General features: G+C 37.5%; 25 protein-coding genes and 1 tRNA gene. 8 read left to right on the top strand and 18 right to left on the bottom strand.

Going from position 1 to position 23,779, the window contains the following annotated elements:
- Positions 1–4 precede the first annotated feature (4 nt).
- The 12 genes from CLV96_RS01260 to CLV96_RS01315 all read right to left on the bottom strand — a co-directional run bounded on the left by CLV96_RS01260 (position 5) and on the right by CLV96_RS01315 (position 8,160).
- Complete coding sequence (locus CLV96_RS01260) at positions 5–247, bottom strand: glutathione S-transferase N-terminal domain-containing protein (RefSeq protein ID WP_004783875.1); 243 nt, start codon at positions 245–247, stop codon at positions 5–7.
- Positions 248–253: 6 nt separating this feature from the next.
- Complete coding sequence (gene grxD / locus CLV96_RS01265; RefSeq protein ID WP_004783781.1) at positions 254–562, bottom strand: Grx4 family monothiol glutaredoxin; 309 nt, start codon at positions 560–562, stop codon at positions 254–256.
- A 2-nt stretch (positions 563–564) separates the two neighbouring features.
- Entirely contained in the window at positions 565–789 is a 225-nt protein-coding gene (locus CLV96_RS01270) for a BolA/IbaG family iron-sulfur metabolism protein (RefSeq protein WP_004783881.1), read from the bottom strand.
- Between the two features lies 1 nt (position 790).
- The gene (locus tag CLV96_RS01275; protein ID WP_004783725.1) at positions 791–1,462 is read right to left on the bottom strand and encodes a glutathione S-transferase family protein; all 672 of its coding nucleotides are present in this window, start codon (positions 1,460–1,462) and stop codon (positions 791–793) included.
- Positions 1,463–1,477: 15 nt separating this feature from the next.
- Entirely contained in the window at positions 1,478–1,759 is a 282-nt protein-coding gene (locus CLV96_RS01280) for a BolA family protein (protein WP_040916953.1), read from the bottom strand.
- Positions 1,743–2,513 carry an ABC transporter permease gene (locus CLV96_RS01285; RefSeq protein WP_004783855.1) on the bottom strand — a complete coding sequence of 257 codons (771 nt, stop codon included), beginning with the start codon at positions 2,511–2,513 and terminating at the stop codon, positions 1,743–1,745. The genes CLV96_RS01280 and CLV96_RS01285 overlap by 17 nt, the downstream gene beginning before the upstream one ends.
- A gap of 2 nt (positions 2,514–2,515) precedes the next feature.
- On the bottom strand, positions 2,516–3,433 hold the full coding sequence (locus tag CLV96_RS01290) for an ABC transporter ATP-binding protein (RefSeq protein ID WP_004783953.1): 918 nt from the start codon (positions 3,431–3,433) through the stop codon (positions 2,516–2,518).
- Positions 3,434–4,465, bottom strand: a complete 1,032-nt coding sequence (trhO, locus tag CLV96_RS01295; RefSeq protein WP_004783548.1) for an oxygen-dependent tRNA uridine(34) hydroxylase TrhO — start codon at positions 4,463–4,465, stop codon at positions 3,434–3,436.
- A complete protein-coding gene (locus tag CLV96_RS01300) occupies positions 4,462–5,844 on the bottom strand; it encodes a dihydrolipoyl dehydrogenase (RefSeq protein ID WP_004783627.1) in 1,383 nt (460 codons plus the stop codon). The genes trhO and CLV96_RS01300 overlap by 4 nt, the downstream gene beginning before the upstream one ends.
- A gap of 95 nt (positions 5,845–5,939) precedes the next feature.
- A complete protein-coding gene (locus tag CLV96_RS01305) occupies positions 5,940–6,731 on the bottom strand; it encodes an SDR family NAD(P)-dependent oxidoreductase (RefSeq protein ID WP_004783812.1) in 792 nt (263 codons plus the stop codon).
- Positions 6,728–7,738, bottom strand: coding sequence for a zinc-binding alcohol dehydrogenase family protein (locus tag CLV96_RS01310; protein WP_004783936.1), 1,011 nt, complete (start codon positions 7,736–7,738; stop codon positions 6,728–6,730). The genes CLV96_RS01305 and CLV96_RS01310 overlap by 4 nt, the downstream gene beginning before the upstream one ends.
- A complete protein-coding gene (locus CLV96_RS01315) occupies positions 7,735–8,160 on the bottom strand; it encodes a MauE/DoxX family redox-associated membrane protein (protein ID WP_004783718.1) in 426 nt (141 codons plus the stop codon). The genes CLV96_RS01310 and CLV96_RS01315 overlap by 4 nt, the downstream gene beginning before the upstream one ends.
- A gap of 61 nt (positions 8,161–8,221) precedes the next feature.
- On the opposite strand from CLV96_RS01315, the gene CLV96_RS01320 reads away from it, so the two are divergent.
- The gene (locus CLV96_RS01320) at positions 8,222–9,160 is read left to right on the top strand and encodes a LysR family transcriptional regulator (protein ID WP_243836379.1); all 939 of its coding nucleotides are present in this window, start codon (positions 8,222–8,224) and stop codon (positions 9,158–9,160) included.
- Here the strand turns inward: CLV96_RS01320 and CLV96_RS01325 are convergent.
- The 4 genes from CLV96_RS01325 to serA are packed head-to-tail and all read right to left on the bottom strand — an operon-like array spanning position 9,150 to position 12,364.
- Positions 9,150–9,908 (bottom strand): endonuclease, encoded by a 759-nt coding sequence (locus CLV96_RS01325; RefSeq protein ID WP_420813643.1) that lies wholly within the window; start codon positions 9,906–9,908, stop codon positions 9,150–9,152. The genes CLV96_RS01320 and CLV96_RS01325 overlap by 11 nt on opposite strands.
- Positions 9,905–10,297, bottom strand: coding sequence for an MAPEG family protein (locus tag CLV96_RS01330; RefSeq protein WP_004783903.1), 393 nt, complete (start codon positions 10,295–10,297; stop codon positions 9,905–9,907). The genes CLV96_RS01325 and CLV96_RS01330 overlap by 4 nt, the downstream gene beginning before the upstream one ends.
- A gap of 43 nt (positions 10,298–10,340) precedes the next feature.
- Entirely contained in the window at positions 10,341–11,117 is a 777-nt protein-coding gene (locus CLV96_RS01335; protein ID WP_004783778.1) for a hydroxyacylglutathione hydrolase, read from the bottom strand.
- A 23-nt stretch (positions 11,118–11,140) separates the two neighbouring features.
- Positions 11,141–12,364, bottom strand: coding sequence for a phosphoglycerate dehydrogenase (serA, locus tag CLV96_RS01340; protein ID WP_004783864.1), 1,224 nt, complete (start codon positions 12,362–12,364; stop codon positions 11,141–11,143).
- Positions 12,365–12,421: 57 nt separating this feature from the next.
- On the opposite strand from serA, the gene CLV96_RS01345 reads away from it, so the two are divergent.
- Positions 12,422–12,970: a hypothetical protein gene (locus CLV96_RS01345; RefSeq protein ID WP_004783848.1), complete on the top strand. Its 549-nt coding sequence runs from the start codon at positions 12,422–12,424 to the stop codon at positions 12,968–12,970.
- A gap of 132 nt (positions 12,971–13,102) precedes the next feature.
- Here the strand turns inward: CLV96_RS01345 and lysS are convergent, their stop codons facing one another.
- Together lysS and CLV96_RS01355 are read right to left on the bottom strand one after the other, a co-directional pair.
- A complete protein-coding gene (lysS, locus tag CLV96_RS01350; RefSeq protein ID WP_196795767.1) occupies positions 13,103–14,587 on the bottom strand; it encodes a lysine--tRNA ligase in 1,485 nt (494 codons plus the stop codon).
- 9 nt (positions 14,588–14,596) lie between these two features.
- A complete protein-coding gene (locus tag CLV96_RS01355) occupies positions 14,597–15,235 on the bottom strand; it encodes a hypothetical protein (RefSeq protein ID WP_004783556.1) in 639 nt (212 codons plus the stop codon).
- A gap of 104 nt (positions 15,236–15,339) precedes the next feature.
- Between CLV96_RS01355 and CLV96_RS01360 the strand changes: the two genes are divergently transcribed.
- From CLV96_RS01360 to CLV96_RS01385, 6 genes are all read left to right on the top strand, one after another.
- Positions 15,340–15,421 (top strand) — tRNA-Leu (locus tag CLV96_RS01360).
- A 2,076-nt stretch (positions 15,422–17,497) separates the two neighbouring features.
- The gene (locus CLV96_RS01365) at positions 17,498–17,914 is read left to right on the top strand and encodes a type II toxin-antitoxin system HigB family toxin (RefSeq protein WP_040917701.1); all 417 of its coding nucleotides are present in this window, start codon (positions 17,498–17,500) and stop codon (positions 17,912–17,914) included.
- A complete protein-coding gene (locus tag CLV96_RS01370; RefSeq protein WP_004788899.1) occupies positions 17,865–18,338 on the top strand; it encodes a hypothetical protein in 474 nt (157 codons plus the stop codon). Before CLV96_RS01365 ends, CLV96_RS01370 begins: the two co-directional genes overlap by 50 nt.
- Positions 18,339–19,004: 666 nt before the next feature.
- Positions 19,005–19,379, top strand: a complete 375-nt coding sequence (locus CLV96_RS01375; protein ID WP_004789288.1) for a hypothetical protein — start codon at positions 19,005–19,007, stop codon at positions 19,377–19,379.
- 86 nt (positions 19,380–19,465) lie between these two features.
- On the top strand, positions 19,466–20,665 hold the full coding sequence (locus CLV96_RS01380; protein ID WP_243836380.1) for a TolC family protein: 1,200 nt from the start codon (positions 19,466–19,468) through the stop codon (positions 20,663–20,665).
- Positions 20,655–23,762: an efflux RND transporter permease subunit gene (locus tag CLV96_RS01385; RefSeq protein ID WP_040917698.1), complete on the top strand. Its 3,108-nt coding sequence runs from the start codon at positions 20,655–20,657 to the stop codon at positions 23,760–23,762. Before CLV96_RS01380 ends, CLV96_RS01385 begins: the two co-directional genes overlap by 11 nt.
- The last annotated feature ends 17 nt before the right edge of the window (positions 23,763–23,779 follow it).

A 23,779-nucleotide genomic window follows, 5' to 3' on the forward strand; every position in this document is an offset into this window, starting at 1 on the left:
CTATTTAAGAATACTTAGATCTTAAATACGCAATGATGTCAGCAGATTCGTACATTTGAACATCACCATCTACGAGGAAGGGAACCTGAGATAGTCCTCCAAGCCGAACTACTTCTGCTCGGCCGGGAGTCCCATACGATGCCTCAACATATTCAATATCTTTGCCTGGTATGAGACCGAGAGATTCCGTAGTTTGGATCACTCGTCTGCAATAGGGGCAAGTATCATACTGGTAGAGGCGAATCATCTGAAATTAACCTGCTTTTTTAGTGAGCTCACCGGACTGAGCCATTTGTACCGTGATGTCATGGCCACCAACAAATTCACCTTTGATATAAAGCTGTGGAATGGTTGGCCAATTTGTGTATTCTTTGATTCCTTCTCTGATTTTCATGTCAGATAGAACATTGAAGGAACCAAAAGGAATTCCGAGTTGTTTGAGAGTTGTGACAACTCCTGCTGAAAATCCACATTGTGGCATTTCCGGTGTTCCTTTCATAAATAGAAACACGTTTTCTGATTTGATTAAGGATTCAATTTTATCCTTTAACTCTTGTTCCATGGTTATTCGCTCCTAGTTTCCAATGCCAAAGCATGGATTTCTTCTTTTAATTCATCTTTTAAAGTGGCATACACCATCCGGTGTTGTTCAATCAGCCCCTTGCCAGCAAAGCCAGAAAAGGTAACCACTGCTTTAATATGGACTCCATCCCGGTACGGATCTAGAATTTCCACTCGGCAACCGGGTAGACCATCTTCAATTTTCTTTTGGATTTCTGGGATTGTCATCCTATAGTATTCCTCCCATCCAGGAATGGTGGGCTTTGATAAATTCAAGATATTCTTTAGGCACTTCCGGTAAAACAGAATTCTTTACCGATGGCAATGAAAGTAGAGTTTCACTCCATTTTCGGATTTTAGGAAAATCTTTTAGTAAGTAGAGTTCTGGTTTGTGATCGGCCAAAAATTGTAGACGCATAAAAAATGGGGCAAAGGCGGTGTCCACCAAATGCATTTTGGATCCTGCAAAGAAAAGAGTATTGTCGGAAGGAGATGGAAGGGCCGCTTCTAAAATTTTAAATTTGGAAAGGAGCTCGTCACGTTTTTTATCGGAGTCAGATTTTTCCTTTGCCATCGTCCATCCGTATTGGTCCACAAGTAGGGCACTGGCAAATTCCGTCCAGGAGCGATGTTTTGCTTTTTGGATGGGGTCTTTTGGATGAAGTGCGGGTGCACTCGTTTCGTCTAAATATTCGTTGATGACTGCGGATTCAAAAATCACATCATCCCCGACTTGTAAAACGGGAACTTTCCCAAACGGAGAAATCTTTAAAAACCAATCGGGTTTGTTTGCGAGATCAATGTATTTGATATCATAATCTACATTTTTTTCTAGTAGGTTGATCACAGATCGTTGGACATAGGGACAAAGTTTAAAACTGATGAGAACAGGTTTTGTCATACTGATTAGACTCACTTAAGGAGCAGAAAGATCCATTTCTAACGCATGGAGCCCTTTCTTAAATTCTTCTCCGAGTTCGGCGTAGACCAATCGGTGGTTTTCTATTGTAGATTTTCCCGAAAATTTGGAGGAAACCATTTTTAATCTAAAATGGGTTTCTTTCGAGTCTTTGGTCATTCCTGGGTGACCCGCATGTTCGAGAGAAACATCTCGGAGTTGGATAGACTGTGGTTGGAATTTGTTTTGAAGGATGGTTTCCATACGATTCAGTCTTGAGTGTTTAGTTTCTGATTCCATAACCAATTTTCATTAACCTCACATTGATGATAAAAAGAATTCCTGAAAGTAGAATGATGAATCCAAAAGAAAAATATAAATTCACATCGGTAACACCAATAAATCCATAACGAAACAGATTCACCATATAAAGGATGGGATTGAAGTAAGAAATAATTTGCCAAAATCCAGGTAAGTTTTTCACCGAATAAAAAACTCCACCAAGATACGTGAGTGGAGTTAAAATAAAGGTGGGGATGATGGTGACATCATCAAATTTTTTTGCAAAGAGAGCATTGAAAAATCCGCCCAGAGAAAACAAAATTGATGTCATAAGGACAGTAAAGAGAATCACAAAAGGGTTATGGAACCGAAGGTTTGTAAAAAATAGAGAGGTGAGAGTGACAAGAACTCCCACAAAAATTCCTCGCACTACACCACCAAAGGTATAGCCGATGACGATAGTGTAAGGTGAGGTTGGTGATACAAGTAACTCTTCAATGTTTCGTTGGAACTTACTTGAGAAAAAGGAAGATACTACATTGTTGTATGAATTGGTAATGACACTCATCATAATGAGTCCCGGTACGATGAACTCAATGTAGGTGAATTCTCCAATTTTCCCAATTTGACGACCGACCAGTTCTCCAAAGATCAAAAAATATAAGGCCATAGTTATGACCGGTGGGATGAGAGTTTGAACCCAGATCCGAATGATGCGAATCCATTCTCTTCGCACAATGGTTTGTAAGGCTGTGAAGTTTTGTTTCCACATAATTAGTTTTTTCCTGTTAATGATAAAAAGAGTTCTTCCAAACGATTGGATTTGTTTCTTAGGCTCAGCACTTCTAAGTTTAGTTTTGTTAGTTCTGTAAACAATTGGTTTACTGAATCTTTTTTATCTAATTGTACTTCCAAACTATGGTCGTCTAGCCATTCCCAGGAAAACTTCTTTGACATTGGCTTTGATTTGATCGATTTCTTTAAGTCGATGATAAAAGTTTCTTTGTCCAAACGATGGAGGAGTTTTTTCATCGAAGTGTTTTCCACAATCTCACCCTTATCGATGATGGCTATGTTCTTACAAAGAGATTCTGCTTCTTCTAGGTAATGGGTTGTCAGAATGATGGTTTTTCCTGCTTTGTTTAATTCTTTTAAAAATTCCCACATAGACCGACGGATTTCAATGTCTACTCCGGCAGTAGGTTCATCCAAAATAAGAAGTTTAGGATCGTGGATTAGAGCACGAGCAATCATAAGTCTTCGTTTCATCCCTCCACTGAGTTGGCCCGCAGCAGACTTGCGTTTGTCGAAAAGCGATAATTTATCTAAATAGTATTCCACTTTTTCTTTGGCTTCCTTATAAGGAATCCCATAGAATCCCGCTTGGTTGATTAGAATTTGTTCCACCGCTTCAAAAATTCCAAAGTTAAATTCTTGGGGAACAATTCCTAGGAAGGTTTTGGCTAGGTCAGGTTGGAAATCAATGTTTGTTCCAAAGATTTTGACCTTACCTCCCGTTTTATTAATAAGAGAACTTAATATTCCAATGGTTGTTGATTTCCCTGCACCATTGGGCCCAAGTAGGGCAAAAAAATCTCCTGATTCTACTTTTAGATCAATGGAGCGAAGGGCTTTCACTCCGTTGGCATAAGTTTTTTCTAGACCTTCTAATTCGATGGCAAATTTTTGCATTTATTTTCCTACTAGTTTCCTTGTTAGATGGTGTGTCGGATATTTTTTGTTTTTGATATTTTCTTTTCGTAAGTTTTTTTGTACATCTTCTGGGAGTAAGATGATATTTTTACATTCTTCTGAACAACAACCAAGAAGTTCTTTAGAACAATCTTCACATTGAACAAGAAGAACATGGCAACCGAGATTGGCGCAGTTGGTATGTCTGTCGCTTGGTTTTCCACAAGTATAACAAACTGTCAAGACATCGTCGGTCACTCTTTCTCCCAACCGATCATCAAAAACAAAGTTTTTTCCTTTAAACTTAGAAGGGATTCCGGCATCTTGCACTGCCTTTGCATAATTGATAATTCCGCCACGTAATTGGTGGACCTTAGAAAAACCTTTGTATTTCAAATAAGCGCTGGCTTTTTCGCAACGAATCCCACCTGTGCAGTAGAGTAGAATTTTTTTATCTTTGTTTTCCTTTAAGAGATCTTCCACCAGAGGTAGTTCTTCCCTAAAAGTTCCGACATCTGGTAGAATGGCATTTTCAAAATGTCCTACTTCAGATTCATAATTATTCCGTAAATCCACTACAACCACGCCAGGTTCGGAAAGTGCTTCATGAAATTCTAATGGAGTTAGATGAGTTCCTACATCCGAAGCATCAAACTTTGAATCATCAAGTCCGTCTGCTACAATCTTTTTTCGAACTTTAATGGCGAGTTTGATGAAACTTTCTTTTTTATCTTCGACGGCATCATTAAAATAGATTTTGTTTAGTTCAGGAATTGAATCTACGGCAGAACGTAGGGCATCATAGTTTTCTACCGGGATTGAAAATTGAGCATTGATTCCTTCTTTTGCCAAATAGATTCTACCGAGGATTCCCAAATCTTCAAAAGCATCATACAGTTTGTCCCGAAATTGAATTGGGTCGTTTAGTTTCACATAACGGTAAAATGAAATAACGCGGCGCTCCCTTGTGTCCATCTGCACGCGTTTTTTTAATGTTTCTTTATCATAACGATTGAATAAAAACTTTTTCATTTAACATCTTTTCCTTTTTCTTCTTTTACTTTTCGGAAAGCATTTCTTGTAATTTCAGAAATAGCGGGATGGATATAGATCATTCCTAAGTAATCGTCTAGTTTGGCTTTTAAATACATCCCAAGTAGGATTTGGTGCAGGAGGTTTGCTGCTTCTTCACCAATGATATGAGCACCAAGCACCTGTTCGGTTTCCTTTGAGACAAGAACTTTTACAAATCCAGAATTGGACATTCTTGCCATCCCCGTGGCACTTGAAGAATAAGGGTTCAGACCTTTGTAATAAGGAATTTGTTTTTGGATGAGTTCCTCTTCGGTGAATCCCACACTCGCAATTTGAGGATGGGTGAAGACAGCTTCTGGCATCGGAGGGTACTTGATGGGTTGGTTCTCTTTTTTTCCATACAAAAGGTCGAAGAGATATTCCCCTTCAAAGTTGGCACTATGGCGAAAGAAATACCGACCGATCACATCGCCAAAAGCATAAATTCCAGGTTCTGTAGTTTCTAAGTGATCATTCACTTGGATATATCCGTTTGTGTTTGTTTGGATTTTTGTATGTTCTAAACCAAGATCATCGGTATTAGGTCGAATTCCGGTAGCCACTAGTAGCCTTTCTGCAGAATGAATGGTCCTTTTTCCTTCTTTTGTAACTCCTGTTACAGTAAAGAATCCATCTTTGAATTCCACTTGTTCAATTTGATAATGAGATTCTATCGGGAAAGGTAGATGTTTGTTTAATTCCTTTTTGATCTCTCCATCTGCCGTTCGCAAAATATCAGTTCTGGTAAGTCCTGTCACCTCACAACCATATGCCTGATAAGCTGCACCTAATTCCAAAGAAATAAATCCTGCTCCAATGATGATAAGGGATTTGGGAAATTTGTCTGGGGACAGAGCCTCTCTGGATGTCCAAAACTGAGTTTCTTTTAGTCCAGGAATTTCTGGGATATTGGGTCTTGTTCCTGTAACGATAAATATATGTTTGGCGGTGTATGTTTCTTCTCCGTCTGAAAGGATGCGACTATCGATAAATCGAACTTGTTTTGGATAATAGTCAATATTTGGATTTTTTTCGTAGGCGAGGGGAATGGAATCGGAATCTGACTTTACCGTTTCATTGACCCGTCTGAAAATCTGAGTTATATCTGCTACGGGTTTTTCTTTAAAAAAAACGGGAAATTTTTCCGTATCCGTTGCCATACGAATGAGTTCGGAAGGATAGATGACCATTTTGGAAGGGATACAGCCCCGGTTGAGACAAGTCCCTCCCGGAGTTTCCTTTTCAAAAACAGCAACTCGTTTACCAATTTTGGAAGGTGGGGTGACAAGTTTGGTTCCAGCTCCCGCACCAATGACAATGATGTCATATTCTTTCATACTGGTTCCAGCTTGGAAATTTGCCGTTTTTCTGTAAATGAAGCAAAATTCCTTTTCCTAAATTTAGAAAAACAGATCCTTCCGTAATCCAGGTTTTATATGGATTTATAAACTCCCCCATCTGCTCTAACGGAGGCACCGTTGATCATGGAAGCAAGATCGCTTGCTAAGAAGAGGATGACATTTGCAATTTCCTCTGGCTTTGCAAAACGCCCTGCTAAGGATGAGGGTCTGTTTTCTCGAATGAAGTCCCTTGCCATTTCTTCCTTCGATTTTCCTTTTTCCTTTGCTAGGGATTCGATAAAATCTTCCACACCTTCTGATAGAGTGGGACCTGGCAAAACCGAATTGACTGTCACATTTGTTCCTTTACAAACTTCCGCACTTCCTCGAGATACGGAAAGTTGTGCAGTTTTACTCATCCCGTAGTGCACCATCTCGACAGGAATGTTTAGGGCCGATTCACTTGAAACAAAAACAACACGACCGTAGTTTCTTTCGATCATTCCTTTCAAATAGTGCTGCGTGAGTTCGGCCCCGCTTAAGACATTGGTTTCATACATTTTTTTCCAATCCTCTCTCTTAATTTCAAAAAAGGGTTTTGGTTCAAAGTACCCTGCATTGTTTACAAGTACATCAAGGTATGGAATTTCTTTCGTAAGTTTTTGGATACCTTCTTCTAAAGCTAAATCGGCTGACACACCACCTAACTTTGCATTCGGTACAATTGATTTGATTTCAGAAGTGGCAATTTTCACTGCAGCATCTGATCTACCATGGAGGAAAACTTCGGCACCCTCTTTTGCAAAACTAAGGGCGGTCTGAAATCCAATTCCTTTTGTGGATCCTGTGATTAAAACTTTTTTGTCTTTTAGGCCTGTATTCATTTTTTCATTCCTCCGAGTACAATTTTACCAATTGTTTTTCCAGTTTGTAACAGTTCGTGTGCTTTGTTTAGACTTTCGATTGTCATTTCTCCCAAATCTAATTTGTTTGTCGGGGTGATTTTTCCCATATCCACAAGCCCTCCAATTTCCTCTAACAGTTGTTTTTGTTTGATTCGGTCTTCTGTTTGGAACATGGATCTCGTAAACATAAATTCATTTAAATATCCATTACTTTTGGACTTGAGGAGATTCATGTTGAGGGGAGAACCAGATTCGACAATCGAACATATATTTCCAAAGGGATTCATCACTTTGGCTAAGTTTTCAAAATGGTCTTTTGGATCACTAAAAAGAAGGATTTCATCGATACCCTTTAGACCAATGGACTGAATTTGTTCTAAGTAATCTTTTTTGGGATTCAGGACAAAATCAGCACCGAGGGATTTTACCCATGAGATCGAATCTTCTCTAGAAGCGGTCACAATAATTTTTGAATTAGTTTTTTGTTTCAAAATTTGAATCGTAATACTTCCCACACCCCCTGCACCGGCTACTACGAGGACAGTTTTATTTGCCAAAGGATTAAGTTTTAATTTTTCAAAAATGGATTCATAAGCAGTAATCGTTGTTAAAGGAAGTGAAGCTGCCTCTTTAAAATTTAAAGTTTTTGGTTTTTTTCCTACAATGAATTCATCCACGACTTGAAATTCAGCATTACTTCCTGGACGTTTGAGGTCCCCTGCATAAAAAACTTCTTCTCCCAATTGTAGAGTCGAAACCTTCCCACCCAGTTCAGTCACCACACCCGCAGCATCCCATCCTAATACTCTAGGACCTGGATTTTCCATTGTAATTGAATTTCTGATTTTGTAGTCGACTGGATTGACAGAAATTGCCTTTATTTGCACACGAACATCATGGGGCCCAATTGGCTCGGATGGAATATCTAACGTTCGTAATACTGATTTTTTTTCGTTTGAATCATAAACAGCTGCGATTGCTTTCATAAATTCCTCATTTTCAAAAATGAATCGATGGATAGAATTTGGTTTTCTACAGAGTATAAAGCTAAAAAATAACATACCATGTAGATCATTTGAATTCCAACGATTTCCCATTTTTCTAACAAACACATTCCAAAAATAAGGGAACACATCAAAAGACTGGCTAATAATAAACTTAATTTTGTTTGCCAGCCGATTAGGATTAAAACACCTAATAGAAGTTCCATGGGAGGGATGATGTAACCCATTGTACTAATCAGGGTCGATGGTATTGGTGTATTGGAAAAAAGAGTGTTCATCCATTCTCGAAAAACTCCATACTTATTTCCAATTCGGACTAGGCCGTGTCCTAAAAGGTTTGTTCCGATAGCGATTCGTAACACTAAACTTGCTAGTGAAATTCCGTTGAGTTCAATTGCATTCATAGAACCCGGTCTTTATTGGTTCTCTTTTTTGTATATAAAAAATATTCAATATAACATATAATTGACAATTTGTATCGTTTTGGTTTACAATGGTGAGATGATTTCTTCCATTCGCGATGTTGATGACCTTAAAACCTTTGTCTTTGTGGTCCAAGACCGAAGTTTTACCCAAACTGCCAGTCGAATGGGTGTGACGAAGGCTGCTGTTGCCAAGCGAATCCAGGGTTTGGAGAAGATTTGGAATACACAGCTTTTTTATAGAAATACGAGAAAAGTGATCCCGACAAGAGATGCCGATTTGATTTATCAAAAGGTCGTAGCCATTTTGGAGAGTGTCAAAGAATTAGAAAATTCACTAACCAACAAAGACGAGTTAGAGGGAACACTCCGTATTACTTGTGTGAGTTCCATGTCTCATAATTTTGTTGCCGATGTCATTGAGAAGTTCCAAGTCCAAAATCCCAAAATTACCATCCAACTCATTGTCACCGATAGTTTGTTAGATCTAATGGAGGAATCAATTGACTTAGGAATTCGGGTTGGTTCGGATATTCCACCTGGTTTAATGGGAGTGGAATTGTTTAAAAATCGAATTGTAGCTGTTGCAAGTCCAGGTTATCTCAAAACAAATCGAGAATTGCAAAGCCCAAAAGATTTAGAAACACATAATCTTTTATATTTAGACCTTCATAAAAATCTCCAATTTTCTGGGACAAATCATACATTAGAATCTTTGAGTAAAAAAAGAAATTTTGTATCAAACGATGCAGCAAGTCTTGTGCAAATGGGATTAAAGGGGAAAGGGATCCTTATTCGTTCTTTTTGGGATATTGAGGAAGGACTCCAAGAGGGAAAATTCATTCCTGTTTTAGAAGACTATCCTTTAAAAAATTTTGGAAGTGTTTGGTTGGTTCATCCTTTCAGTAAAACACCATCCCGGAGAATGATGGTGTTTCGGAATTTTTTAGAAACGGAATGTCGTGTAAAACTCAGTCGATAAATGGATTTTTTACTTTCTGAATTTTCTCAATGATTTCATTTCTTCGAATTTCAAATGTATCGGGCGGATCCAGTTGGTTCCAAGATTCATAGAGTTTTCTTCTATTTTCTGGAACGGGAATTCCATACTTCCACTCCATATAAAAATAGGCTCTAGCAATATCCCCGCGGATGTTTGATTTCGGCTCTGCCGTTTGTTCTTTGAAATTGATTTCAAAATCGCAAAGCCCGTAGATTCTATCTTCCCCTTCAATTTCGCCGTAGGAGAATGTCCCTCGGTCAGAATTGATTTCTCCGGGAACGGGAACAATATTGTGCATATCCGCTTCCATTCGGTTGAATTCAGGATCAGCTGCCCTGCAGCATTTTCGTCCGCGCACTGATTTCCCATTGGCTTCACAGTTTTTTTGTGTCCAACATTCCCGTTGGCTTCCAAAACTATGAGCAGGTACAATGTGCTCCCACTCAATCCATGTTTGGCGATCGCGGTCTTTTCTGCTTGCGAGCCCACAAGATGAAAAATCAATTTTGAGTCTGCCAAAATTTTCTTTATCTTCAGTAAAAGAACAGCCACAATAGAAGTCGGTTCCCACTTTTTTATAAAATCTTTTTAGAATGCGTTTGGCTTTTTGAAAATCAAACTCTCTTGGGATGGATTCTTTTGGTGCCTCTTTTTCTTCTGTTTGGGCATAAAGGAAAAAACCAACCAAAAGAAAAACACTGAGATAGAGCAGATGAATTTTTTTCAAGGTAGAATCGGAAGTAAATACATAATCATTGTACAAAGAAAAGCTAAAGTCCAAATGGTAGACCTAGCTTTTGGTAGATCCGCAATGTAAAGATATATATATATAAATCGCAAAGCCACAAAGCTCATCGCAAGAATCTCTAACCAATAAAAATCAACTTCTAGGAGTAGGTTGAATAAAATGGCGATAGAAAAAATGGAAAATGCCTCAAATCCGTTTTGATGTGCTCCATTAGCACGAGCTCCCCAACCAGTAAGTTTTGCTTGTTGCATCCTCGGATGGTGGTTGTCGTATCCTTTTCCTTCTTTTGCCATTGCAATGGCAACAATTCCTTTTGATAAATAAATTTGGCCAATAGAGGCAAGTAAACAAATAGTAATGATCGTCATTGGCTAAAGTTTAAACTTTCTTTGTCATTTGTAAAATACAAAATTACCAATGATCTCTTAGTTTTCGAAGTGTCAAAAATACAGAACGATCATCGGTATAGGTTTCTTTTAACTCTGTTAGTCGGTCTTTGACTGAGTTCGTATTTCTTCTAAAAAAAGGATTTATTATTTTTTCCGCATCCATTTCTGAAATTTGAAAAGGTTTTAAGGATGATTTGTAACTGTTCCGAAACTCATTTTTGGGGTCGATATGTTCAGAAAATTTGAGGTTATTTTCCCAATAATCATGGCCTGGATAAAGCAAACAAGAATCAGGAAGGGATTCAAAACGCGAAGAAATGGTCTCATACAATACCTGGGGATCTCCACCTCGAAAGCAGTTTCCTACACCTGCATTAAATAAAGTATCTCCGGAAAAAATTCCTAATATAGTTTTTTGGTTTTTTCGAACGAAACTTAGGTGAGAAAATGTATGACCGGGCGTGTCCCAAACTGTTAGCAATTCTTCCTCCACGGAAAAAACAATGTCACCTTCTTTTAAAATTTGATCTAATCCGGGTATTTTATCTTTTGCATTTTTATGACCGTAAACAATGGCTTTTGTTTCTTCCTTTAATTCTAAATTGCCTTGAGTATGGTCTCCATGTTCATGGGTATTAAGTATACCTTTGATTTTCACTCCTAACCTTTTCGATTGGTTTAGGATTTGTTTTGCATCAAAAGGATCAATACAATACGCCTCGCCTGTTCTGTTTGAATAAACGAGGTAACTAAAATTTCTAAGGGGAGAGTTTGTAAAAATGGGAAGGATTTCGATCATTTGGATGGTTCCTTCCCAAGTTCTTAATACAGGATTCGAGTCCGAATGGAATGTTTATGGGCTTTGATTTTGTCTTTTAACTCATCACCCAAATTTTTATCAATTTCCATACTCAAATAACCAATATTAGATGAGGTGCTTAAATTTTGTGTTAAAATGTTCCCACCTAAATCGGAAATGATCGAGTTGATATCTCTTAAAAATCCTGGTTGGTTTTGGTGGATGTTTAAAATTCGGTGGTATCCTGATTTTAAATTTCCAAGCTCAATATTGGGAAAGTTCACAGAAAAAGTTGTTGATCCATTGTTTACATATTTCAACAGTTTTTCGGCAACTTCAGTTCCAATGTTTTTTTGTGCTTCTTCCGTAGAACCACCGATATGTGGCGTAAGGATTAGGTTTGGCAAACCTTGGAGTGGGCTTAAGAACGGATCATCGTTTGATTTTGGTTCTTCTGGGAATACGTCCACACCGGCACCCGCAAGTTTCCCCGTTTTTAATCCTTCCACAAGAGCATCAATTTCTAATACTTTCCCGCGAGATAGGTTTAATAAATAAGCACCTGGCTTTACAAGGTTCAAGTGTTCTTTGCGAAATAGATTTTTGGTTTCATCTGTTTCGGGAACATGGAAGGTTATAAAGTCAGATTGTTTGAGTAGTTCTTCATAACTATGGACAGAAGATGCATTTCCAAGAGGAAGTTTAGAAATGATATCGTAAAAAACTACCTTCATTCCCATGGATTCGGCGAGTACGGATACTTGTGATCCAATATGTCCGTAGCCAATGATCCCGAGTGTTTTTCCTCGGACTTCGAAACAACCTTTTGCAATTTTATTCCATTTACCCAAATGGACGTCTCGAGACTGATCGGTTGCTTTTCGTGCCAGCATAATGATCTCCGCGATCACAAGTTCTGCCACCGACCTTGTATTGCTGTAAGGCGCATTGAAGACAGGGACAGCACGTTTTTCTGCTTCTTCTAATTCCACTTGGTTGGTTCCAATGCAGAAACATCCGATGGTCATTAATTTTTTAGCATTCTCAAGAGCTTTGATTGTAACATTTGTTTTGCTGCGAATGCCTAAAACATGTACATCTGAAATTCTTTCGATGAGTTCCGCTTCTTCCATTGCATCTTTGACGAGGGTGACGTCAAAACCGTCTCGGTGGAAAAGTTCGTAAGCATCCTTGTGGATGTTTTCCAGGAGTAGGACTTTTATTTTTCCTTTGGGATAAGATACCATAGGAACAGGATTTTTTCCTTTGCTAAACCTTGCACCTCGAAAAAGGTTGAGCTTACCATGGAAAGAATCTTCTCCCTCACCCGAATTTCCTCCATTTTTCTCACTTTTTTGGTTGTTGTTTCCTGCTCAGGAACCAAAGCCTATGTGGTCACACCGGAACCAACCTTAGAGCAACAAACGGCAATTTCTAAGGATATCTGCTTGCGAAAATTTCTTGGGTTGTTTCCTGGAAAACGCCCTTGTATGTATTTTAAAGCAGAAAGGGACAACGGCACGGGCATTGTGCAGTATTTCCTTCTCTATGAAATAGGAACCTTTGACGTAGATATTCCCATTGGTGTGTCGTTAAAGTTAGGGGATACTTGGTATAATCTCAAACGGACAAATACTGACTATTCTGATACCATCATCATTAGCTCTGCGATTTCATCTGAACTCATCCCGAAAATCGGAGAAAGCCAAAACATTGCGGTTAGTTATACAAACAGAAAGGAAACCATCAACTTCAGTCTAAGTTCGGGGCAAACAGCAAACTTTCAGTCGAATTTGTCCAAACTGATTCGCACCATCGAGTCAGAACCAAAACTCAACATCAACAAAAAGTAATCGTTTAGGATTGTTAAATAAAAAGAGCCTCTCGGAAAAAATCCGCAGAGGCTTTTTTTATTCCCAAAAACTTTTCTCAGAGTTTATCCATGAGAAAAGTTTTCATGGCCAGTATGGTTTGGTTCTTAAATCCTATTCCGGTCTCATAAGTGGGAATAGGATCGTATCCCGGATGGAGTGTGAGTCTGTGAGTAACATCACGAGCCGGTCAATTCCAATCCCAAGTCCACCTGTTGGTGGAAGTCCATATTCTAAAGCGCGGATATAATCATCATCCATCATAAAGGCTTCATCATCACCAGCTTCTCTTTGTTTTACTTGTTCTTCAAACCTTTCTCTTTGGTCAAAAGGATCGTTTAACTCGGTGAAGGCGTTGCCAATTTCACGTCCAGCCACATAAGGTTCAAATCGTTCCACATATTTTGGGTCATCTTCCCCGGACTTAGCTAGCGGTGAGAGTTCTTTTGGAAAATCAGTAATGAAGATAGGTTGGATGAGGTGTGGTTCGACAAGCGAACTAAACACATCATCACATACCTTCCAAATGGATACAGAATCAGAAGAATCCACACCTTTGGCTTTTGCTTGTGCGATTGCATCTTTTAGATCTGTGATTTTACTAAAATCAATTCCTGAATAATCTTTGATAATATCAATGTATTTGACCCGTTTCCATGGAGGAGAAAGATCAATCTGGTCTTTCCCATAAGCAAATTTTAGACCTTTGCCAATGGACTGTGCTACAGATACAATCATTCTTTCTGTGAGAGATAACATGGTTTCCATATCACCAAAAGCCATATAGGCTTCCATCATCGTGAACTCTGGATTGTGTTTTGTGGAAATCCCTTCGTTACGAAAGTTTCGATTGAGTTCAAACACCCGATCCATCCCACCCACGATAAGTCTTTTCAAATAGAGCTCAGGAGCAATTCGTAGAAACAGTTCCATATCGAGCGTGTTGTGGTGGGTGACAAACGGTCTTGCCGCAGCGCCACCAGCAATCGGTTGCATCATTGGAGTTTCAACTTCCAAAAATCCTTCATTTGTTAAAAATTTACGAATTTCGGAAATAATTCGGGAACGCATTTTAAATGTTTCTCTTACATTTTCGTTCACGACCAAATCCACATAACGCATACGATATCTTTGTTCTACGTCAGAAAATGCATCATAAACTACTCCGTCTTTTTCCTTGACAACAGGAAGAGGGCGAATACATTTTGCGAGAAGTTGAACGCTTGTTAAGTGGAGTGTGGTTTCTCCTTTTTGTGTTTGGAATAACCAACCTTCGATTCCAATCCAATCTCCTAAGTCCAATGATTTGAACAGAGAATAATTTTCTTCTCCTAAATCATCACGGGTCGCATATAGTTGGATAAGTCCTTCTGCATCTTTTAAATGAGCAAAACTTGCCTTACCCATCACACGTTTTGCATGCAAACGTCCACCCAGTTTGAATGATTTTTTTTCTGTTTGGTTTGGATCAAATCCTGCAATTAGGGATTTTGAATCTGCATTGGGAAAAAAACGAAGGGGGTAAGGATTGATTCCTTTTGCTTTTAAATCGTTAATTTTTTGAATGCGTTGTTCAATCAGTTCGTTGGAATCTTTAATTTCATCCATTTAAAGGATACCTCTAATATAAGAATACAGATAACGTACAAATTCACCAGTGATTTCTCTGACCCCATCTTCGGTTAAAAACCAATTGGAACCTGAGAACTCTGAAGGAAATCCGTAAGCGGTAACCTTGACTGGCAAACTGGCTAAGGTTTTACGATAGGTTCCTAAAACTCTTTTGGTTTCATACTCCCGACAGAGAAGTAAAATGCTTCCTAGGTTATCGGAAACGGCTATTTTTAATAGGTTTTTGGATGCCTCGTCTGTGTCACCCATTTTGGATGTTTGGATTACAAGAGAAGAGAGCAAGTTTTGGCTCATACCTTGTGAGACAAGTTGTTCCTTAATTTTGGATTCGATTTCCAAAGGGGAAAAAACTTGGTTTTGCGATTTATCTTCTCGTATAACAAGAATCAGTTTTCTGTAATCAGAGCGGCTGGATAAGGTGACAACCGCTTTTAAATTCTTTTTTGTGAGCGGAGTGGTTGTTATCTCTAAAACAGCTGCATCTGATTTTTGGTAAGTTTCAGATGATTTCAACCAGTAGGGCGCCGAAAGGAGGAGACCAATCAAAATAAGAAGGGGAGAAAAAAAACCGATAAAGAGGAGTTTGAGTCGAAAGGTTAGATCGGATACTTGCATATGGATGACCCCTACAACCTACCGAATGGCAAGGAGGAGTGACAAGAGAAAATTCATCTCCTTGACGAAAGAACCCGTTTTCCTAACCTGTCCTACATACACCCGCTCGGATGGTGGAATTGGTAGACACGCTACTTTGAGGTGGTAGTGCCGCAAGGTGTGGGGGTTCGAGTCCCCCTTCGAGCAAAACTTATCTCCTTCACACACACTAGACCCAATTAGAAGCTCTCTCAAGTGTTCTGCAAACCTCACGTTAGAAAGAAAAGAGAACTCATCCATATACAATTTTGAGAGGCGTGGGGTTATATATTGATAAGCCTTAAAGCTTCCCTTAATAAGTGCGTTCTTTGCTTCAGCACTATTACTAGTGACACCTTGCTTAGTAATCCACCTTTCCCTAGACATATTGTATCTAGGATCATTACTTCGCTTCGAATGGTTCACAGATTTATGATTTTTATAATCCCACAAAAATTCATAACCTTGATCTGTCCAAAGAATTGCACTCTTAGGAATTTTGGATTCTAAATCTTTTTGAAGATAATAACTGTTAGCTAATGGTAAGGACTCATAGAATGTCCACTTGCCGACAACTCCAGTAGTATGGCACAAAATTCCCATTTGCTCTCCGTTTCTTACAGAATTGGAAAGATATATTGAACTTGTTCCAGTGTTATATCTTCTAGAACGGAAAGAGTTTGCTCTCAAACTTGAACTGAACAAAATCACTGAATCTGCTACGCAAACAGGGTTTTCCTTAGCTATTTCTTTATAACTTCCTTCCTTTGGAAGTGTGATTGGATTTTTCTTATAATGTTCATCTAGTTCCCGATACATTTGTTCCCTTAGTTTATCATTAAGTAGCGAACAAAAGATTTGAATTCGTCTTTTGAGTCTATAACTAGCCTTATACGGTAAATTTAACTTTCTGGAAATCTCGCTAGAAGTGTAAGACTTAGGGTAACTTAGAATTTGATTTTCTAGGATATATGAAAAATAGGATAGGGGTAATTTGAATCTATCTAAAGGGGTGTTAGCTGTTATACTAACCTGTTTGTAACAGTTACTACATCTTGCCATTGTAGGTCTGTTTTTGAATTTGTGGAAAACTAAATTGGGGTTAGGACAATTGCAGGACTTAGGAAATAATTTGGAAAGTATCGTTAAGGTTTTTGTGGCATAGATTTTGTCGAGTTCTGGAGAAGCTTTGAGGGGGTTTGTGTAATTTCTGAATGGTTTATTTTTGCGGGGTCTGAGGGAGCTTCTAAGTGGGTTAGTGTGTGCTAAAGACCTAGTGGGCTTGGAAGAATCAGGGGTAAGATGTTCATTTCCTGTAGTATCCCCTAGAATCCTCTTTTTCGAGCTTTTTTCCACTGTTTCGGCTTGAGTCATATAAACGATTCTTTACGGATCGTAGATAATTCGTCAAGGTTTTTGACTTATTATGTCCCGATTTCCAAAAATACGTAACATAAGTGTGCCATACAAATGTATTGTACAAATTATGCTTGTTAAAGTAACGGTTTAAAATGACCAAAGGAGCCTACTAATTTAACATAAAAAAACACTTACACTAATCGCATTCAATTGCCAATCTACAGTTAAAACAGAGATTTCTTCCTATGGATTAGATCAAATCAGGGTGAATCAAACCTATGATTTCGTTTATAGGGAAGGGTATGACTTCGCACATTTAACTAAGGTTTTTGAAGTCAAGGCGACAAGGCTATGGTGGAAAAGGAATAGAGAGAATCCTTCGGTATTGATTGACTTAGGTCTTGAGACAGCGAGAGGAGATTCCTTACTCGGTGGATACAAACACAGGTTAATAGTTCGGATCTTCGATAAGAATCAAACGGTTTATTACGGGGAAGTTGCCTTAGAGAATAAACAAGATATCTACATAGACTCCATTCCATTTCTAGTTACATCATTTTGGTCTAATTCTCCGAGTAGGATTTTTAAACTTGAAAAGAGGGTAAGGAAGACCGAAGCCGAAACTCTAGAAAATCAGTTAGGAGTTTATCATAACACTTAACAAAAAAATACTCCGTTCAATTAGAGCCTCTGGAATAAATTCTAGGTTTTTTTTATATCAGTATAATTAGTTGTAAAAAATACAAATTAATACTTGACAGATTTTTTTAATTAGATACCCTGCTTTCATGGGTATAAATGAATAATTTATACCCCACTAGGAGAGAACAATGTCGCAATCGAAGTGGATCGAAAGGTCAATAATTAATCTGAAAGGTAAATTTAATGGAATTTGTAAACAGAATACATCTAGAAAGAAAACTAAAGGAAAAGAAATTTCAGGAGCATAAACTAACTATAATCGGAATAATAGAAAGTTTTAAAGTATCAAAAGTAACTACTTCCAAGGAAATCATTGAAATTTACCAACTTCGTTGGCGGGTGGATTATGTTTCTCCGAATTGTTACGTTTTTGATATTACAAACAAAATTAGAATGATCCTCTTCATTGATTTGGAGAATAGGACATTTATTTTTTATGGCGTTTTTACACACGATGAATACGATACTTTAAATATTAAGAAAATAGCAAAGAATAACAGCAATACTAATAAAGATAAACTTAAAGATAATAAAGATAAACTTAAAACCCATGAGAACAAAACTAAACAACGTCGTGAAGGTCAGAAAGGTAAACACTGAGGAGGAATTTGAAACAGCGTTAAAAGAAATTTTAATCTTAATGACTAAAAAAAAATCGATAGAAGAGAAAACTAGATATGGAGCATTACTAGAAGCCGTTAAAGAATATGAGAATGGTAAGTTGGGAATTGATAAAGTAAACTTACCAGCCCTAATTCATTTTCAAATGAATCAAAAGGGAATTACTCAGAATCATTTATCAATTCTTCTAGGAGATGCCCCATTGACATCGAAACTTTTATCTGGTAAAGCCGAAATTTCGAAAAAAGTAGCAATAGTTTTGAATAAGTATTTAGAAATTGATTTCAAAATACTATTTCAGGATGAAATTGAAAAAGAGTCTAAACAAGAAGTTTTACGATTAAAAAATTCAGTAAATTTTTCTGGTAGAGGCCGTAAAAAGAGAGAACTAGTTAAACATTAAAAATATATATAAATCGGAAGCTGATTGAAAGCGAGGATTAAAACCACTCGCTTTTTTTATGCCCTAACGATAATATCCCATATCGGGAATGATTCTAGGTTCTCGCTTCTTATGATTACATGATGGAGGGAAAACAGTAAAATAATGTTTCTCTCCATCATCGGTCAATCTCTAGTGTTTTCAGTTTTTGAGAAAGTGTAGATTAAATCTCTATTTATTTCTATAGATGAACTTTAAGGAATTCTGTTTCGTAACTGATTTTTAAGTAGTAAACCATATATTATAAAGTCGGCTTTTGCATTGATGGCAAATAGACAATTTCCTTTTCTTTTTAAATCGACACTTTAAGTGTTTTCTGCGTCATCGATTGCTTTGGATGCTCATCATCGTGGAGTGATTTGTTTAGTATGTCTTTTAGTATTAGTTCGTCACATTGCATAGGTATCACTATAGAAAGTTTTAAGTAATGCTGAAAGATGTGAACTTGAAGAGTCGATGGTTTTATGATTGGGAAGCGAATAAATTAAGTTGGTCTGTTAAATAAGAAAGCCTTCGATTTTTTTAAGATGTTGATAACCAGTTGCATTTAGGTAGTAAATTTTCTTGTAAATCTAGTTAACTTTTGGAAAGTTAGATCGTCTCCTCGTATGATGCTGGCTTAAAAGAATGTTAAGAAAAATATTCACATCTATATTGTTATTCGGAATATCTATCTCTGTATTCTGTAATTTCCTTGAGACATTTGATATTCAGTGCTTAAATGATGAGTTTATTTCCAAAGTAATCGATCAGGAACATCAAAATTCGGAAGCCCCCTGTGATGGAAAAAGCCATAGCTTCGAAGATTGTTTTTGTCAGAAAGATTATTCTATCTTCGAATCGACTAAGTATTTCAAACCTGTTTTTATCGTTTTTTCCGTATCCTTTATTTCTGAAATTTCAATCTCACTAATTGACCATCTTGAATACCAAAATCCTGAGTTGGTATTTTCAGATCTTTATTTTTCCCAACAACTAACTCAAACAAAACTTCAAATCTGATATAAAGCTCACTTCTTCCTTCGCTTTATATTATATTGGAGTAAAATATGTTATTATTAAGGAATGCGTTTGCGTTCAGCTTCGTCTTGACGGTACCACTATATTCTCAGTCTTTTTCTCTTGATCAGATACTGAGTATTGCCGAATCCAAAGCGGATTTAATCCTCTCTGGGCAGGCGAAAGTAGAAGAAGCTGAAAATTTAAAACAAAAAGCGGGAAAATATAAGAACCCGAACATTTCTTTGGATTACGGTAGAAGACGGGCAAGTAATGAATCTGGTCCCGAATACGCATTGGGTTTAAGCCAAGACTTCTACTATCCAGGAAAGAGAGACTTGCGAATCAAAATTGCCGAAGCAAATGAAAAGTCCCTTTTAGCAGAGCTAGAGCAAAGTAAGTTAGAATATAGATTCAGTGTGATTAAGTTGGTATACTCCTACTTAATCGCTTCAGAAAAGGCTTCTCACATTCAGGATAGGATCAAGCGAGTCTCTCAAATTGAATCCTTTATCGAGAAGAAAGTTTTCGTTTCCCCTGAAACAAAAGTTGAGCTGTATCTTGTGCAGAATCGTTTGTTAACACTTCAGAAGCACTTAATTGTTCTTGAGAAAAATAGATCGGTTGAATGGGAGAAGCTGAATTTTTTCTTAGGATTGGAAAAGGAAATTTCAATTCGATCTCCTTGGCTTCAGAAAGGAAAACCTTTACCTAAAAGTGATCTTTTGTCAGCAATGATCAGTAAGAATCCTGTATTAAAACAATCTCAGAGCAGAATCCAACAAGCAAAGGAAGAAGTAGAACTTGCAAGATTAGATAAGTATTCAGATTTAAAACTGCAAGGTTCGGTTGGGGAAGATAAGTCTGGGGTTGCCAATAGATTCTTTGACTTAGGTGTCTCGTTTGCTATACCGTCGTTGGACACTAACGAGGATGTTGTTAAGAGTATGCAAGCTAGAACCTTATCTGAGAACTATCTTCTCAATCATCAAATAAGAATCTTAACGACCAGGCTAAACTCCAGCTTAATAGAATACGATTCCATTAACAAATCCTTAGATAAATTTTCCATTTCTCTAGTTTCTTCCATAGAACAAAAACTAAGTTATGCGGATAATGAATTTATCAAAGGTCGTATCAGCCTAATTAATTATTTGGAACTTGAAACACAACTTCATGAGACTCATGAAGCTATATACGACTATCAAATGCAGTTTGTGGACAACATCACCGAGATTTTGTTTTTAACTAATAATCCTGATTTCGAAGGAGCCATCAATGTTAAGTAGAATATTAGAGTATTCGCTCAAAAATAGAAGTTTTGTAATCATTTTCTCGTTTCTGTTGATCTCATTAGGATTGTATTCTCTCTCCAGGGTTTCTCTTGATGCATTACCAGACATTTCTAATGTAATCGTCGAAGTGAATACAAAATCAGGTTCTTTAGATCCAGAACTGGTAGAGAAAACAATAACATTCTTTATCGAAACGGAGTTATCGGGAATTCCTGGTGTGGTCGATATTAGGTCATTGTCCAAGTTCGGATTGTCTAATGTGGTTTTGACTTTTGAAGATGGGACTGACGTCTATCGTGCTAGGCAAATCGTAATGGAACGACTTCAGAATGTAAAAGATAGAATCCCACCTTGGGCTATGCCTGAATTAACGCCTATTACTACAGGGCTTGGAGAGATATTGATGTATTCTGTTACTGCAAAATCTGGCTCTAAGTTGGATATGTTAGATGAATCAGAAAAACTGACGTATCTTCGAACGATACAAGATTTAAGTATAAGAAATCAAATCAGATCTAATGTGAAGAACATTGCTGAAGTGGATACAATAGGAGGATATGCACAGGAAATACATATTGACTTAATCCCAAATAAGTTAAAGGCACAAAGCATTAGTATTAATGAGATCGTTAATGCTCTTGATTCCGTTGGAGATAATTTTGGCGGAGGTTATATAGAGAAAAACGATGAAATGATCATCGCCAGATCTTTCGGAAGTGGATTGAAATTGGAAGAATTGAAAAAAATTCCAATCCGTCAGAATGGTTTAGGTAATTTAGTTCGAGTAGGTGATGTAGCAGTTGTAAGAGTTCATGGAATGCAGAGGCTAGGATCAGCAACACATAACGGAAAAGAAATCGTTCTTGGAACAGTGATGATGTTGATGGGATCGAATAGTAGGGAAACTGTAAGTGATCTGAAAGACTTCTTAAAGAAGATTCAATTGCCCGAAGATGTAGAGATCAACATATTAAGCGAAAGAAGCTTTCTTGTTAATGCGACAATCGCAACAATATTTAAAAACTTAACAGAAGGTGCACTACTAGTTGTATTGATTCTATTTCTTGCTTTGGGAAATTTTAGAGCATCCATTTTTGTCGCCATCATTATTCCTCTTTCTATGTTGTTCACGGCAATAGGGATGTATTATTTTAATATATCTGCAAATTTAATGAGCCTCGGTGCAATTGATTTCGGGCTACTCGTTGATGCTGCCATTGTTATGGTCGAGAATGTGCTTGCGAAGAGAGAAGAATTAGGTGACAGTCCTGTTTCTGATCCAATATCATTTGTGCTGGATGCTTCTAGGGAAATATTGGCACCAGTCACATCTGGTATTATCATAGTAGCAACTGTATATGTTCCTATCTTAACTTTAGATGGAGTAGAAGGAAAGATGTTCCGTCCTATGGCGGAGGCAGTATTATTAGCACTTGGAGGAAGTTATTTAATTACCTTACTAATCATTCCAACACTATGTCTGTTCATTGTGAAAGGATACATTAAAAAATCTAAAAAGAACGGCAGATTCGATAAACTTAAGAATCTATATATACCTATTCTTCTTTTCGGATTTAAACAGAGACGATTCGCTCTGTTAATTGCTGTTTCTTTATTTTGTGTCTCTTGCCTAATTTTCTTTAGGTTGGGAGGTGATTTTATTCCTCAGCTGAAAGAGGGAGACCTTATGATTACTGTGGTTCGAGATAGTAATGTCAGTTTATCTAAATCCACCGAATCACAGAAGAAGATTGAGACTTTTTTGCGTGAATTCAAAGAAGTTGAATTTGTGTTTTCAAGAACTGGGACTACAGAAGTTGCGAATGATCCGATGGGCACTTATATGTCTGATACTTTTGTAATCCTGAAAAAGGACTCTATCGATTCCCTGATTCAGGAAAAGGACTGGAATGAATTTATCGAGAAGTTAAGAATTCGATTGAATAATGAATTTCCTGAAGATGAGATATCTATTGGCCAACCTGTCGAAGCAAGATTCAACGAATTGTTGGAAGGAAGTCGTGCAGATATTACCTTTCGTATTTTAGGAAACGATTTAGAGACCTTAATTTCACTTCAAAACGCAGCTGAAGAAAATCTGAAATCCATCGATGGCGTGGGTGATGTTGAACTTGATCCTATTTTAGCACTTAGACACGGAAAAGTTTTAGATTTTAAGCCAGATTACGATCGTATCCTTAGATATGGTATCACCATTCAAGATTTCAATAGCACATATAATGCATATTTGAGTGGTCGAAGCGTTGGTAACTACTATGAAAACGATAAAAAATTTCCGATTGTTGTGAAGCTTGCAGAAGAATATCGTGATTCACTTTCTGATTTAAAACAAATGCCGATAGGAACGCTGGATCTGGGTGCAGTTTCTATGAGTGAGGTTTCTAATTATACTTTGGAAAAAAAAGTAATTACTATTTCCAGAAGTAATGGTCGTCGTTATGCTGCGATTTCTATTAATTTAGAAAATCGTGATATGGAAAGTTTTGTTAAAGAAGCAAAGGAAAAAATTGAAGCTAACCTTCGCATACCTGATAATTATCAGGTATTTTGGGGAGGACAATTTAAAAATTTGGAGAAGGCGAAGTCAAAACTTGCAATTGTCGTTCCTGTAACTTTGTTCTCTGTATTTTTTCTTTTACTCAAGAGTTTAAATAGTTATAAACAAGCAATTTTAGTTTATTTGAGTATTCCTTTTGCAACGACAGGAGGCATCTTTGCTCTTTACTTGAGAGGAATGAACTTTAGCATTTCGGCGGCAATCGGATTTATCGCATTATCTGGCATTGCTATACTCAACGGAGTTGTCAAAATACATAACATAAATCATTTGCGTAAGAGTGGAATGTCTCTTAAAGAAGCAGTGCAAGAAGCTGCTGTATCGAGACTAAGGCCTGTTTTAATGACAGCTTTGGTTGCATCTTTAGGTTTTATTCCAATGGCAATTGGTGAAGGGTTAGGTGCAGAAGTACAAATGCCATTGGCAACTGTAGTCATCGGAGGACTTATTTCCTCTACATTATTAACATTATTTCTACTTCCAGTATTTTACGAATGGCTCGAGGAAGATTAAGCAGAAGCAGAATTGTT

Source organism: Leptospira meyeri, assembly GCF_004368965.1.
Taxonomy (GTDB): Bacteria; Spirochaetota; Leptospiria; order Leptospirales; family Leptospiraceae; genus Leptospira_A; species Leptospira_A meyeri.

Coding starts and splice junctions, on each gene's coding strand:
- CLV96_RS01370 (WP_004788899.1), top strand. CDS start 17,865: ATGAGAACAAAACTAAACAACGTCGTGAAGGTCAGAAAGGTAAACACT.
- CLV96_RS01385 (WP_040917698.1), top strand. CDS start 20,655: ATGTTAAGTAGAATATTAGAGTATTCGCTCAAAAATAGAAGTTTTGTA.
- CLV96_RS01275 (WP_004783725.1), bottom strand. CDS start 1,462: ATGACAAAACCTGTTCTCATCAGTTTTAAACTTTGTCCCTATGTCCAA.
- CLV96_RS01305 (WP_004783812.1), bottom strand. CDS start 6,731: ATGAATACAGGCCTAAAAGACAAAAAAGTTTTAATCACAGGATCCACA.
- CLV96_RS01280 (WP_040916953.1), bottom strand. CDS start 1,759: ATGGAATCAGAAACTAAACACTCAAGACTGAATCGTATGGAAACCATC.
- CLV96_RS01345 (WP_004783848.1), top strand. CDS start 12,422: ATGGAAAGAATCTTCTCCCTCACCCGAATTTCCTCCATTTTTCTCACT.
- CLV96_RS01330 (WP_004783903.1), bottom strand. CDS start 10,297: ATGACGATCATTACTATTTGTTTACTTGCCTCTATTGGCCAAATTTAT.
- grxD (WP_004783781.1), bottom strand. CDS start 562: ATGGAACAAGAGTTAAAGGATAAAATTGAATCCTTAATCAAATCAGAA.
- serA (WP_004783864.1), bottom strand. CDS start 12,364: ATGGTATCTTATCCCAAAGGAAAAATAAAAGTCCTACTCCTGGAAAAC.
- CLV96_RS01355 (WP_004783556.1), bottom strand. CDS start 15,235: ATGCAAGTATCCGATCTAACCTTTCGACTCAAACTCCTCTTTATCGGT.
- CLV96_RS01260 (WP_004783875.1), bottom strand. CDS start 247: ATGATTCGCCTCTACCAGTATGATACTTGCCCCTATTGCAGACGAGTG.
- CLV96_RS01365 (WP_040917701.1), top strand. CDS start 17,498: ATGGAATTTGTAAACAGAATACATCTAGAAAGAAAACTAAAGGAAAAG.
- trhO (WP_004783548.1), bottom strand. CDS start 4,465: ATGAAAAAGTTTTTATTCAATCGTTATGATAAAGAAACATTAAAAAAA.
- CLV96_RS01300 (WP_004783627.1), bottom strand. CDS start 5,844: ATGAAAGAATATGACATCATTGTCATTGGTGCGGGAGCTGGAACCAAA.
- CLV96_RS01315 (WP_004783718.1), bottom strand. CDS start 8,160: ATGAATGCAATTGAACTCAACGGAATTTCACTAGCAAGTTTAGTGTTA.
- CLV96_RS01310 (WP_004783936.1), bottom strand. CDS start 7,738: ATGAAAGCAATCGCAGCTGTTTATGATTCAAACGAAAAAAAATCAGTA.
- CLV96_RS01335 (WP_004783778.1), bottom strand. CDS start 11,117: ATGATCGAAATCCTTCCCATTTTTACAAACTCTCCCCTTAGAAATTTT.
- CLV96_RS01375 (WP_004789288.1), top strand. CDS start 19,005: ATGTTAAGAAAAATATTCACATCTATATTGTTATTCGGAATATCTATC.
- CLV96_RS01270 (WP_004783881.1), bottom strand. CDS start 789: ATGACAATCCCAGAAATCCAAAAGAAAATTGAAGATGGTCTACCCGGT.
- CLV96_RS01285 (WP_004783855.1), bottom strand. CDS start 2,513: ATGTGGAAACAAAACTTCACAGCCTTACAAACCATTGTGCGAAGAGAA.
- CLV96_RS01290 (WP_004783953.1), bottom strand. CDS start 3,433: ATGCAAAAATTTGCCATCGAATTAGAAGGTCTAGAAAAAACTTATGCC.